Here is a 14,156-nt window from a genome sequence, read left to right on the forward strand (position 1 = left end):
AAAACCATTAAGATGTCATCATTCGATTCTATCAGGCCATATTACGATACAGAAGTAAATGACGCAATCCGGGAGATCATGGACCACCCGATGCTGAAGGCCATGATGAATTTTACCTTTCCCGAGGAAAAAGATGAATTCTGGAAAAACCTGATGCTGCATTGCCACTCCATCAGGGACTTCCAAATCAACTTTATCTACCCTGCCATCCAAAAAGTGCTGGAGAAAAGTTCCAGTGGCCTTTCCACATCAGGATTTGAAAAACTAGAAAAAAACACCTCCTACCTTTTTATATCCAATCACAGGGACATTATTCTTGATACATCTTTGCTGAATGCCTCACTATACGAACACGGTCTCCGTATGACCACCTCAGCTATTGGCGATAACTTGGTAAAAAAGCCCTTCCTGAGAACTTTGGCAAGATTGACGAGGAGTTTTATAATCAAAAGGGGGATACCATCAAGAGAATTGTTGGAAAGTTCCAGGTCAATTTCTGCTTTTATAAAACAATCTCTCCTGAGAGAAAACAGATCTGTATGGATAGCACAGCGTGAAGGCCGCACCAAAGACGGAAACGACATGACCCACAAAGGCGTGCTGAAGATGATTGGAATGGCTGCAGGACCGGGAGAAAATATCCTTGATTACTTCAAAAAAATCAATGTCGTACCCGTAAGTATCTCCTATGAATATGACCCTACGGATGTGCTCAAAATGCCTGAACTATTGGCTAAAGCCCGGTCAGAAGCCTATGTCAAAGGAGAGAATGAAGACTTTCATACCTTATTGAATGGCATCATAGGCCAAAAAAGAGGGATACATATCCATATCGGAGATGTACTTACTGACCCAATTGATCATATTTCAAAAACAGTTTCCACCGGTGTCAAACAAATGCAGGAGTTAGCAGAATTGGTTGACAGACAGATCATTCTTGGATACAGGTTATGGCCTACCAAATACGTCGCGCATGACCTCCTCCAAGGGACAGATGATTATTCAGATAAATATACCGCGGAGGAAAAAGAACTTTTCGAAAGAAGATTCAGAAAAGGCGTTGACCAATCTGACCCTATGGCTGTAAAGAGTTTTCTAGCCATGTATGCCAATCCTGTAGCCAATCAGATGAGGATTATAAAAGAGACTTTAAACTGATTTCAGTTTGCCTCTTCTTCATATTGGCTAATTTTATTATTTCGACTGATTTGCTCACGTTTTATCGCTTATTTAATCAGGTCTTATACCACTCATCTAGAAAATAAATTTTATTCCAAAAAAAATCTTGATCAACGTAATTATCAAACCCTAATTTTTTTTTCCCACGCAGGATTTTTAATGACTTAGAAAAGTATTTAAAACTTACTTTTATATAATAAGTACCAAAATTCTATTAAATACGACTTTTTTTATAATAACCAGATGATTTTCAAGCATTCAGGTCATTTTCACTGACAAAATACACCAAGCTATATTCTTTAAAAAAGATGAATTTTGTCGGTCAAATATTCTTAATTTCATAATACTTAAACCTGAAAATGAGCCGGCCAGGCAGGTTTCAGGTTTTTGTTATGATCTACTAGACTCTCTTTCGCTAACCGAATTACCCAACATTACCCCTAAAAACCTCTGTTATTTTCGAAAGCACCTTATCCAAAAAGAATTTTCCGGCACAGGAATCGGTCTCGCCATCTGCAAAAAAATAGTCGAAGAACTTGGCGGGAAAATATGGGTCGAATCTACCCTCGGTCTTGGAAGTACATTCCATTTTACAATTCCAAAATAATCTGATGAGAAAAAAATTAAAGTCGCTGCTCAAGAATTTCAATAAAAGGCCGGTTCTGACAGGAATAGTTGCTTTTCTATTCACCCTTGGACTGACCCAATTTCTGACATATAAAGATTACCTACTTGTAAGGTCTTCTGAAAGGGAAGCTGTTATAGAACAGACAAACCTATTGGAAAACAAAATTGTGACAGGTTTGAGCTTTGTCTTGTCAGCCACCAAAACACTTTCTTACCTCGAGAGAAAGTATGGCATCGGGGGTGATTTTAATGAAATAGCCAGGGAAATCCTACAACACAATCCCAATGTGGATGCCATTCAATTGCTTGAAAAAGGAACCATCAAATACACCTATCCATTCATAGGAAATGAAATTGCCATTGGATATGATATTTTTGCTGATTCTTTGAGAAGGACAGAAGCCATCAAAGCCATGGAAAGTAAAACCCTGTTCTTTGCCGGCCCTTTTCAACTCAAACAGGGAGGTTCCGGAATTGTAGGACGATTGCCTATATTCAAGAAGAATGAATTTTGGGGTTTTGCAGCAGCAGTGGTCCGGCTGGAAACGTTTTATGATATCATTGGAATGGATGACTTGGATCAAACTTCCTATGCTATCCAATTTTCAAAAATCAATCCCGATACAGGAAAGGAGGAATTTTTTCTCCCAAAACATGACAGTGAATATTCAGGTCATCGTCACGATATGCGTATTCCACTCGGAGATTGGAAGCTATCTGTACAACTAAAGGAATCCCAAGCATTAAAGAAGAATTACCTTTCATTTGTCTTGCGTACAATCTTGTCAGGGATTTTGGGTATTACAGCATGGTACCTCGCCATACAGCCTTCCATCCTTCAAAGCAAAGTCAACAGGCAATCCAAACAACTGAAAAAAAGCAACGAAAGATTTGAATATGCGACCATGGCAACGTCTGATGCCATTTGGGACTGGGATTTGGTTTCCAACAAAGTGTACCGATCGGATAATTTCGAAAAAATGTTTGGGTACACGAAAGCGGAATTCAATGACCAATCTGATTTTTGGAATTTGCACATTCATCCGGAGGACCTGAATAAAACCAGAGATGAACTAGACAAAACCATCCAATCCAAACAGGAATACTGGGAGCAAGAATTCCGGTTTTTGAAAAAGGAAGGAAATTATGCCTATGTCGTGGACAAAGGCATCATTATAAGAAACAACAGGGGAAAAGCAATAAGACTAATTGGTGCTACCCATGATATCTCCAAAATCAAAGCTACAGAGCTGGCCATTGAAAAAGAAAAAGAATTTCTCAATGCGATGATGGAAAATATTTCGGAAGGCATCGTGGCATGCGATGATAAAGGACAAATATCTGTCATCAACCGGGCAACGAGAAATCTTTTTGGATTGGCTGATCACTTTGAGATTTCTGATTGGGCTGATCATTATGAACTTTTCAAACCTGATGGCATCACTCCTATTCCAATCTGTGAAGTTCCCTTATATCGCGCATTTAGAGGAGAGCAGGTCACTGATTATGAGATGGTCATTTTATCCAAGGTGGGTCTGCGTAAAATTGTCTTATGCTCGGGAGAAGAAATAAAAACCACTGATGGCAGAAAACTCGGCGCAGTCGTCGTCATGCTGGACATTACAGAAAAAAGAGAAAAAGAAAAAGACCTCATCAAAATGAGTGAGGAACTTAAAACCAGGGCAATAGAACTAGAAATTTCCAACTCAGAGTTGGAGAAGTTTGCCTATGTAGCCTCTCATGATCTTCAGGAACCGTTGAGAATGATTACTAGTTTTTTGAAATTGATCGAAAAAAAATATGAAGCGATTTTGGATGAAAAAGGTAAGCAATACATTCACTTTGCTACTGATGGGGCAGTCAGAATGAGGCAGATTATAATGGATCTGTTGGAATATAGCAGGACCGGCAATTCAGGTAAGATGGAGAAATTTGAGCTACAGGAAATCATGGAAGATGTGATCCTGCTAGAAAAAAACCACTTTAAGCGCCTAGGTGCCATATTGACCCAAGATCCGCTACCACTGATATTTGCTGCCAAAGCACAGATCAGGCAGTTGATGCAGAATCTTATCAACAATGCCTTGAAATATAGCACCCCAGGCACCAAACCAGAAGTCCATGTTTCCAGCAAAGGACATCCTGGTTATTGGGAGATCAGTGTCAGGGACAATGGAATCGGTGTGCCAACCGAACATCATGGAAAGATTTTCCAGATTTTCCAAAGGTTACATTCAAGAGAGGAATATGAAGGGACAGGCATAGGCTTAGCCATCTGCAAAAAAATAGTAGAAAGTCATCAAGGGAAAATCAGCATCATTTCAAATGACGGTTTAGGCAGTACCATTTCTTTTACCTTAAAGAAGCCGATGGACTGAATGAAGAAATAATACTGCTTCAGGCCTGCCATTGTAGGGGTTTCGGATTGATTTTTTTTGGGCCTCTGAATCACCACTTATGGAAATTTACAGTAAACTGAAGGTTAAGAATTATCTTAAGTTCAATCTTAATTCGGAGATCAACCATATGGAGGCAATAAATATACTTTTGGTCGAAGACAATGAAGGTGACATTGTGTTGACTTTGGAAGCATTTGAGGATGCCAAATTCAATATCGATATAAGCATTGCAAGAAATGGTGAGGAAGCCATTGACTTTCTCCTCAAAAAAGGCAGATTTATACAAGACAAAACACCCGAATTGGACACTGTCCCGAAAAAATGGCATTGAAGTGTTGGAATTTATCAAATCGCTAGAATCATTCATGCAGATTCCTGTGATCATGTTGACTACCTTCTCTTCCGAAAAAGACATCGCCAATTGCAATTAGAATCATGCAAATTATTTTATTACTAAACCCTTGGGTATTTAGGAATTTAGCAAGGCCATCCCTGAAATTGAAAATTTCTAGTTAAGGCTAGCCAAACTTCCCCAAAATAACTCCAAATAATACACCGCATAATGTTTCAAAAAGACAGCCCCTATTGTGCAAGTGATGGGTGATAGGTACTATCTCCACCCTCTTTCCTCCCACCTTCCCCTATACCTTCCTTAACCCCTCCCTGTAGATACTCCGTGTCTGAGTTACCGATACTCCGTGTCTGAGCTACAGATACTCCGTCTCCTACTTACACCTGACCTATTCCTGATGTACCAATGAGGTATTCCCGATTGACACTTTCACTCTTCAATACCACATCTTCTTTTCAAATTCTGCTTTCCTTTATTTCATTTGTATTACATTTAAATACCCAAATGAACTTTTGCCATTTTCCTTAAAATAAAAAGAGAAAAATGAAAAAATCCATATTCATTGTAATTGCGTATATCTTTTCCTCATTTTCATTTGCACAGGAAAAGAACCCTATTGGCCTGATCGAAACCCCAAAAGGAAACATCTACATCCGTCTTTTTGACGAAACCCCAAAGCACCGGCAAAGCTTTATTCAACTGGCGGAAGCCGGATATTGGGATTCCCTGACTTTCAATAGGGTCATCCCCAACTTTGTCGCACAGGCCGGTTGTCCGGATACGGAAGAAGGGTTCAAAGATCCTGAATACCTCCTCGAACCGGAGTTTGTCAAAGGCATCACCCATATTTATGGGGCTGTGGGTGCCGGTAGAGATGATAATCCGGGAAAGCTATCTGCAAGGTGTCAGTTTTATATCGTCCAAAACAAAAACGGATTGCATAGATTAGACAATGATTATACTGTTTTTGGTCAGGTTGTCAAAGGGATGGATATCGTCGATCAGATTGTCTACCAAAAAAGAGATAGCAAAGATGAACCCGTGAATCCTATCACCCTAAAAATCAAAATGCTCTATCTGACCAAGGCTGAACTGGAAAAACTGATAGAATCCTAGGATTTTTTTGCGCTAGCAAGTACAGAGAGTTCATTCCCACGGTATGTATCTTTATTAATACACCCATACGGAGTTGGAAAAAGACATGCAACAGCCCAAAGAAAACAGACTCATTGAATTACAAATCTTCTTTCTACATTTTTTGAACGGTTTTACGAAATGTCCCCATTTATTTAAATTTAAAACTTATTCACTCCCAAATATGCTATGAAAAAAATCTCTTTTCTCTTTGTGCTATTGATAACCACCCAATTTGCGCATGCCCAAGGCACAAGATTGCTTCGGGAACCTACCATCAGCCAAGAACATATCGTATTTGTCCATGCCAATGACCTTTGGAGGGTATCCAAATCCGGTGGAGCTGCAGTTAGGCTTACCAGCAATGAAGGGGCGGAAACATTGCCAAGATTTTCTCCCGATGGCAAAACCATTGCCTTTACGGGTCAGTACGACGGCAACACAGATGTCTATGTAATCCCTGTAGAAGGTGGAGAACCAAAACGGCTGACTTGGCATCCTGGTGCCGACTTGGTCACAGGTTGGACTCCTGACGGCAAGGAGGTACTTTTCAATTCGGCGAGAGTCGGTGTACCAACCCAAGAATCCAAGTTTTTTAAAGTTTCCAAGGACGGTGGCATGGAAGAACCATTGGATATCCCGAGGGCTGTCAACGGCAGGATTTCTCCGGATGGAAAATCAATTGCATACCAACAAATCGCATTTTGGGATCCAGAATGGAGAAATTACCGTGGTGGTCAGGCCAAGCCGATCTGGATCGTGGACATGAAAAGCCATGCGCTCAAATTGACTCCACAAATGGACAACGAGCGGCATACCCAACCCATTTGGAACGGAGACAAGGTTTTTTTCTTGTCAGAAAGAGATTTTGCCAACAACATCTGGTCTTTTGACCCAAAGTCGGAAACATTAAAGCAGGAAACATTCCATACTGATTTTGACATCAAAAACCATGATTCCAACGGTACTGATGTAGTTTATGAGCAAGGCGGTTATCTCCATATCCTCAATCCGGCAACAGGGGCTTCAACGCAATTGGCGATCAATGTCAACGGGGATTTTCATTGGGCAAGAGAAAGATGGCAGGAAGTCAATGGCAGAAGCCTCACCAATGCTTCCCTGTCTCCTACAGGCCAAAGGGCAATTTTTGAATACAGAGGAGAAATCATCACGGTGCCAAAGGAAAAAGGTGATGCCCGCAACCTGACCAAAACATCGGGCATTGCTGACCGCTCACCCGTTTGGTCGGCGGATGGACAGCAGATTGCATGGTTTTCGGATGCTTCAGGTGAATACCAACTCATGATCGGAGATCAGGAAGGGCTATCGAAACCAAAAGCAATCGCCCTTCCCAACAAATCCTTTTATTTCAGACCGGAATGGGCTCCGGACGGAAAAAATATTGCGTTCACGGACACAGATTATAACCTTTGGATAGTCAATGTGGCCACAGGTGAAGCTAAAATCGCCGACACAGAACGATTTGCACATCCCAACAGAAGCTTAAATCCTGTATGGTCTCCCGATTCCAAATGGGTAGCCTATGCAAGACTTTTGGATAATCAATTCAAAGCAATATTCGCTTACCAAATTGAATCTGGCAAAAAGGTCCAAGTGACCGACGGTTTGGCGGACGCCATCAGCCCGGTTTGGGATGCCAATGGAGATTACCTGTATTTCCTGGCAAGTACCAACTTTGGGTTAAATTCAGGTTGGCTGGACATGAGTTCTTATGAAAGACCCACGACCAGAAGTTTATACCTGGCAGTTCTAAACAAAAACGGGAAATCACCCCTACTACCAGAAAGTGATGAGGAGAAACCAAAGGAAACAGAGAAAAAGGAACCAGAAAAGAAAACAGAAACCAAACCCATAATCATAGATGAAGATGGATTATGGAATAGAATAATTGCTGTGGATATTCCGGCAAGGGATTTTACCGGCTTGGTCAAGGGGCCCGAAAACTTTTTGTTTTATACCGAATCCGTCCCAAACCAACAAGGGCTGACTTTGCACCGATATAATATCAAAGAAAGTAAGGCTGAAGTTTTCCTTGCAGGAATCAGCTTTGCCACGGCCTCAGCTGACAGAAAATCATTGCTCTATCAGGCAAATGGAAATTGGGGAATCGTGGACAGCAATGGCGGTCCCAAAAAAGTAGGAGATGGAAATCTGAAGGCATTAGCCAATTTCAAAATTAAAATCAACCCAAAGGAAGAATGGGAACAGATTTACAAAGAAGGATGGAGATATCAGCGTGATTTTCTCTATGTCGACAATGTGCATGGCGCACCTTGGAATGACATTTACAATTGGTACAAACCCTGGGTTTCACATGTCAAGCACCGAAGCGATCTGAATTACATCGTGGATATTCTTGGCGGGGAGGTCGCTGTGGGTCACAGCTACACATCGGGCGGTGATTTTCCTGATGTCAAATCGGTGAACATCGGATTGCTGGGGGCTGACTACGAGGTCAACCAAGGAAAATATAGAATCTCCAAAATCTATAATGCAGAAAGCTGGAACCCAAACCTGAAAGCCCCACTTGCTATTCCGGGAATTGATGTCAAAGAGGGAGATTATCTCCTAGAAGTAAATGGTATTGAAATCACCACATCAGAAAATCTTTACAAATACTTTGAAGGAACAGCAAACAGGCAAATCAAGATCAGGGTAAATGGTAAACCGGGTTTGGACGGATCTAGGTTAGTTACAGTCGTTCCGATCGAAAATGAAACGCAGCTAAGGATGATGAATTGGGTAGAAAGCAACAGAAGGAAAGTGAATGAATTGTCCGGCGGCAAATTGGCTTATGTCTATGTACCCAATACCGGAAATCCCGGTTACACCTATTTCAACCGCTATTATTTTTCGCAGCAGGATAAAAAAGGGGCCGTGATTGACGAAAGGAACAATGGCGGAGGCTCCGCAGCAGATTATATGGTGGACATCATGGCACGCGAGCTTCACGGGTATTTCAATAGCCGTGCCGGTGACAGAAGACCATTTACCACACCAATGGCAGGGATCTGGGGTCCAAAAGTGATGTTGATCAATGAAAGGGCCGGTTCTGGAGGAGACCTTCTCCCCTACCTCTTCAATAAAATGGAGATTGGGCCCCTGATCGGAACCAAGACATGGGGAGGATTGGTCGGTACTTGGGATACGCCTCCCTTTATAGATGGCGGCCGAATGGTTGCTCCAAGGGGCGGGTTTTTCGATGTCAATGGCGAGTGGGCAGTAGAGGGTGTTGGAATTTCTCCGGATATTGCTGTAGAACAAACACCAAAAGAAGTCATCCAAGGAAATGATCCACAACTTGAGCGGGCTGTAAAAGAAGCTTTGAAGCTCCTCGAAACCGAAGGTGTGGAATTGAAACCTGAACCAAATGCTCCCGTCCGATATGCAAGGCCACAAAAGAAAAATTAATCCTTCGGAGATGAAAAATTTAAAATTAAATTTCAGTGAAATACCACAAAAAGCTGGTTAATAACCCATCGAATCATTGAAACTTTAAAAAGAATAAAATAAATGTATTTGTCCTAATTGATGGATTAAATTGCAGGATATTGATAGAAATAGATCAAAACGGTAAATTTTTATATAAAAACAAAATATTTACCCTCAATCTTTTTACCTTTAAAGAAAAAACCATTATGAAAAAATCAATCTTTCTTTTCGCCATTTTGATCATGGCATTATTCTCTTTTAATGCAGAAGCACAGGCAATCAAAACGCCTAAAGTGGAAGTGCCGACCGCAGACCTTAAAAAACAATTGCTTGGAGCTTTGGACAATGTGCAGGGACTTGGACTGAGTGCTGATCAAACGTCAAAATTAAAAACCAACAACAAAGGTTTTGCCGATGAGATATTCAAAATACTTGGCGGTACCGGAACAGATGATGCAAAAAAAGGCCTTCTAAATAATTTGGGTGGTGAGAGACAGAAGTTCTTAACCGGACTTTTGGGTAATGATTTATTGGGAAAATACACCAAAAAAATTAACGGCTTGGTCAAACCATTTAAAAGTAAATTAGGATTGGCTTCATTGCTTTTCTAGATTCTTAAAAACCTTTTTTCCAAAGAAGGACTTACATTTTCAAAGCCGTGAAATTTCTTGTAAATTTCACGGCTTTCTTATTTAAACCCACCTATGAAGCTAATTCCCTATTTTATAATATTGCTGCTATTTGGTTGCAACCAACCAAAAATTGAAGCTGAGTTTCGTTTGACAGATCCCAAAAACAGCATCCTATTTGAAAAGCAGCTTCCGGTAATTTTTTCCAAATCTTCTCCTGAAGACCCCACAATCAACATCGATGAAACCCTGACTTATCAAGTGATGGATGGATTCGGCTTTACCCTTTCCCAAGGAAGTGCAAAGCATCTATTGGGGATGAATCCAACTGCGAGGAAAGAAATTCTAACTGAGCTTTTTGGAAATGAAGAAAACAGTATCGGAGTCAGTTACCTCAGGTTGTCAGTGGCTGCATCTGATCTAAACGAGTATCCCTTTTCCTACCATGATGTGGAGGAAGCAGAAAAAGACACCTTGCTTTTGCAGTTTGACCTAGGACCAGATAGAAATGATGTAGTTCCTATCTTAAAAGAAATTATGGGCATCAATCCTGATATCAAATTGATGGCCTCGCCATGGTCTCCCCCTGCTTGGATGAAGGACAATAAAGACACCCGTGGTGGAAAATTACTACCGGAATATTATGACCGATATGCTTTGTATTTGGTCAGGTACATCCAACAGATGGCAGACGAAGGGTTTACAATAGATGCCCTTACCATCCAGAATGAACCTTTGCATCCCGGAAATAACCCTAGCCTTCTGATGCTTGCTGAGGAGCAAAGAGATTTCATTAAATACCATTTGGGTCCTTTTTTTGAATCTGATCAAATCAATACCAAAATCATCATTTATGATCACAATGCAGACAGACCTGATTATCCGATCAGTATCTTGGATGATCCCGAAGCTAAAAAGTACATCGACGGATCGGCATTTCACCTTTATGGGGGTAAGATAGAGGCTTTATCAGAAGTTCATAGAGCCCATCCTGACAAAAACCTGTATTTCACTGAGCAATGGGTTGGATCACCGGGAAACCTTGCTGGTGACCTTACTTGGCATACCAAAAACCTGACCATTGGTGCGACGAGAAACTGGGCCAAAACTGTATTAGAGTGGAATTTGAGCTCTGCACCGGATCTCAAACCCCACACCGACCGTGGCGGATGTGACCAATGCCTAGGCGCGATTACGATCAAAATCGATAATGTTTTGCGGAATCCGGCTTATTATGTGATTGCCCATGCATCCAAATATGTGTTGCCCGGATCTATTAGGATCGATAGCAGTGAACCGGAAGGGTTACCTAATGTTGCCTTCAAAAGACCTGATGGAAAGATAGTCTTACTGATATTGAATGAGTCAAAAGAAGCCAAATCTTTCTACATCAAGAACAAAGAATGGTCTGGAGATATGACTTTGGAAGCAGGCGCTGTAGCTACTCTGCTATGGTAAATGGCATTATTTTACCACCAAAATCTGATTTAGGGAGATCTTAGGTAAAAAAGACCGTAAAATATATTTGGTTTCAGGAAGGTGCTTGACCTTTTTGAGATTCTGTAGGATCTCGGTTTCATCCGTAAAAGCATCTTCTTTATTTAGAAATCCATAGGCAGCAAAAACACCCTTTTCAAAATAAAGAAAAGCTGTCTCATTGGGATAGATTCCCATTTGTTTGATCATCACTGCTCCATCTTGTTCGACAATGGAATCCATAAACTGAAGAACGCGTTGATTATAATCTTCCGGTGATTCGTGGTTACAACATGCACCCTTACATTTGTGAATCTGAAAATCATAGCAGGCACCGACAGTTTTATGCAAGCCCGATAGTTTTGGGCAAAGCTGATAAACTTCTACCTGATCCATCAGATACTTCCACCCTTCCGAATGAAATTCAAATTCAAGCAGCGGTTTAAGATTTGCCGAATTCTTTCCCACCTGAAACCTTAAATATCCTTGCCCATCCTCATATTGGTACAAACCCCAATTCAAAGAATTGTATTTAAGTGCTTTATTAAATTTTGGCCATAAACGTTTGATTTCCAATGATTCAAGTAAAAATGCCAAAAACTCATTCCCGGTCAATTCCCAACTGATATCATGGATTTCATTGTAAAGCCGCATTTTGTCTTTGGAGCTAGATGAGAAATGGCCTTTGAACCTGCTTCGGATATCATTGGCCTTGCCTACATAAATTACCTGACCGTTTTTGCCATGAAAATAGTAAATCCCTGTACCTTCAGGAATCTCCAAAAAGCGCTCTTTGGAAATATGTGGAGGCAGAAAGCTCTCCCCGCTGCTCTTTTTTAAGGTTTGGAAAATGACATCCGGACTGCTCTTGATAATCCTGTCAAACAACTCCACAGTTGCCTCAGCATCTCCCATGGCCCTATGCCTTTCTTTGATCGAAATGGAAAGGTGCTCACAAATCCTTCCTAGGCTATAAGATCGAAATCCTGGAAACACTTTTCGGCTTAATCTGACAGTACATAACTTGGGGGCATTGTACTCTATCCCTGCAAGCTTCAAAGCTTCACGGATAAATGAATAATCGAAATTGACATTATGAGCCACAAAAACATTTCCTCTCAGGAAATCATGCAGCTCTTCAGCCACCTCTGAAAAAGTCGGCGCACCCTCAAGCATATTGCTGTCTATCCCGGTCAATCCTGTGATGAAATTCGGAATCATCCTTTGTGGATCAATTAAAGAATGAAACCTATCCAATACCTGATCACCGTCATGCAGGATGGCCGCAATCTCGGTAATTCCCCCTTGAGTGGGATTACCGCCTGTTGTTTCGATGTCTACGATGACGTATTGCATGGGATATATTTGCATGACAAGATTAATGAACTTTTTGTTCTGTTTATTTCTCTTTCTTTCATTCCGTCAGAGACTGTCAGGTATTTTTTGGGGATATTAAAAAAATGAATGATACAATTCCAATGAATGCATCCTACCACCCCAGATCGATTGACTGATTATCCGCAGCTTTAATCACTAATTTGAGCTTATTTCAAAGTAGCGGATAATCATAAAATTTTTTATACTTTTCTAGTCAGGTTCATCTAAACAACTACTACTTTGAAAAGGAGAGATTTTGTCAAATTGGGATCGATTTTATCCGCAGGCTCTTTGCTGCCAAGTACATTGTACTCAGGCTCCCCGCTTGAATCCCATGTAAAACCTTTTACAATAGGCATTTTGGGTTACGGAGACCGGGGATCAGGTTTATGCCAATTAATGAGCAGTCTTCCTGACATGTTTGAGGTAAAAGGTATTTGTGAGACCATCCCATTCAGACTTCAAAAGGCCAGAGAAACGTTCGGTTCCAAAGTCCTGTATCACACTGATTATTTATCACTTTTGGATCAAAAAGACATCGATGTAATTCTGATTGCCACCCCACTTTATCTCCATTTTGACCATGCTAAAGCCGTATTGGATGCTGGTAAGCATCTCTATTTGGAGAAGACCATGACCTTTTCTGTTGAACAGGCGATTGAATTGAACAGCTTGTCCAAGAAATACCCGAATCAGGTCATTCAGGTTGGACATCAATACCGATACTCACCGCTATATTTCAAAGTCAAAGAATTGATTCAAAACGGTTGGTTGGGAAAGGTTACCCAGATAGATGCAAGATGGGACCGAAATGCTGATTGGAGAAGATCGGTACCCTCACCCGAACTTGAAAGGCAAATCAATTGGAGGATGTACAGGGAATATTCCGGTGGCCTGACTGCCGAATTGCTTTCCCATCAGATTGATTTTATCAATTGGGCATTTGAAACTTCCCCAACAGAGATTGTCGGAACAGGGGGAATAGATTTTTTCAAAGATGGAAGAGAAACGTATGACAATGTCCAGGTCATGTTGCGGTATGGAAAAGAGGGTATGATCGGAAATTTTGGAGCTACCTGTGCCAACCAGTACGATGGGTATGCATTTAAGATAAAAGGAAATAAGGGAATGGTGTCTTTGTTGACCAATGACGGGGTATTCTATCCTGAACCTGATACTCGGGATGCATTGGAATCAGTGGATGGGGTGTCCGGCGCCACAAAACTCGCTTGGGCAGATGATAAAAAAGGGTTGAGAATTTTGGATGAACCGATCAGAGACGGATCATATTATGCAATTACTGATTTTTATAGATGTTTGGTAAATAAGGAATTGCCACATTCCAATGTTTCTAATGGTGCAAAAACTGCCATTACTGTGGCTTTGGCAAATAAATCAATCTATGGTGAAGAAAAGCAATTTTGGAAACCTGAATATAATTTTGGGTAAAAATTATATTAGATAAAATGGTAAAAATTAACGGCAGGATAATGATATGTCCGTTACATCGGTCTTCCTACTCTATTGAAA

Annotated in this window: 10 protein-coding genes; 9 read left to right on the forward strand and 1 reads right to left on the reverse strand. The window is 40.9% G+C overall.

Annotation, left to right across the window (positions count from 1 at the left end; translation table 11 throughout):
* Positions 1–12 precede the first annotated feature (12 nt).
* The 8 genes from M3O96_RS00265 to M3O96_RS00300 all read left to right on the forward strand — a co-directional run bounded on the left by M3O96_RS00265 (position 13) and on the right by M3O96_RS00300 (position 11,231).
* Entirely contained in the window at positions 13–1,158 is a 1,146-nt protein-coding gene (locus tag M3O96_RS00265; protein WP_249717432.1) for a 1-acyl-sn-glycerol-3-phosphate acyltransferase, read from the forward strand.
* A 493-nt stretch (positions 1,159–1,651) separates the two neighbouring features.
* Positions 1,652–1,786, forward strand: coding sequence for an ATP-binding protein (locus tag M3O96_RS00270; protein WP_349630826.1), 135 nt, complete (start codon positions 1,652–1,654; stop codon positions 1,784–1,786).
* Positions 1,787–1,790: 4 nt separating this feature from the next.
* The gene (locus M3O96_RS00275) at positions 1,791–4,184 is read left to right on the forward strand and encodes an ATP-binding protein (RefSeq protein ID WP_249717434.1); all 2,394 of its coding nucleotides are present in this window, start codon (positions 1,791–1,793) and stop codon (positions 4,182–4,184) included.
* Positions 4,185–4,263: 79 nt separating this feature from the next.
* A complete protein-coding gene (locus M3O96_RS00280) occupies positions 4,264–4,536 on the forward strand; it encodes a response regulator (protein ID WP_249717436.1) in 273 nt (90 codons plus the stop codon).
* A gap of 564 nt (positions 4,537–5,100) precedes the next feature.
* Positions 5,101–5,673, forward strand: coding sequence for a peptidylprolyl isomerase (locus M3O96_RS00285; protein ID WP_249717440.1), 573 nt, complete (start codon positions 5,101–5,103; stop codon positions 5,671–5,673).
* A gap of 207 nt (positions 5,674–5,880) precedes the next feature.
* Positions 5,881–9,123, forward strand: a complete 3,243-nt coding sequence (locus M3O96_RS00290; RefSeq protein ID WP_249717443.1) for a S41 family peptidase — start codon at positions 5,881–5,883, stop codon at positions 9,121–9,123.
* A 227-nt stretch (positions 9,124–9,350) separates the two neighbouring features.
* Positions 9,351–9,755, forward strand: coding sequence for a hypothetical protein (locus tag M3O96_RS00295; RefSeq protein WP_249717447.1), 405 nt, complete (start codon positions 9,351–9,353; stop codon positions 9,753–9,755).
* Between the two features lie 93 nt (positions 9,756–9,848).
* Positions 9,849–11,231, forward strand: coding sequence for a glycoside hydrolase family 30 protein (locus M3O96_RS00300; RefSeq protein ID WP_249717450.1), 1,383 nt, complete (start codon positions 9,849–9,851; stop codon positions 11,229–11,231).
* A gap of 6 nt (positions 11,232–11,237) precedes the next feature.
* Here M3O96_RS00300 and M3O96_RS00305 read toward each other — a convergent pair whose 3' ends face one another.
* The gene (locus tag M3O96_RS00305) at positions 11,238–12,605 is read right to left on the reverse strand and encodes an exonuclease domain-containing protein (RefSeq protein ID WP_249717452.1); all 1,368 of its coding nucleotides are present in this window, start codon (positions 12,603–12,605) and stop codon (positions 11,238–11,240) included.
* Positions 12,606–12,866: 261 nt separating this feature from the next.
* On the opposite strand from M3O96_RS00305, the gene M3O96_RS00310 reads away from it, so the two are divergent.
* Positions 12,867–14,075 carry a Gfo/Idh/MocA family protein gene (locus M3O96_RS00310; RefSeq protein ID WP_249717454.1) on the forward strand — a complete coding sequence of 403 codons (1,209 nt, stop codon included), beginning with the start codon at positions 12,867–12,869 and terminating at the stop codon, positions 14,073–14,075.
* Positions 14,076–14,156 lie beyond the last annotated feature (81 nt).

The sequence above is a fragment of the Aquiflexum sp. TKW24L genome, assembly GCF_023502205.1.
In the GTDB taxonomy this organism is placed as follows: domain Bacteria; phylum Bacteroidota; class Bacteroidia; order Cytophagales; family Cyclobacteriaceae; genus Cognataquiflexum.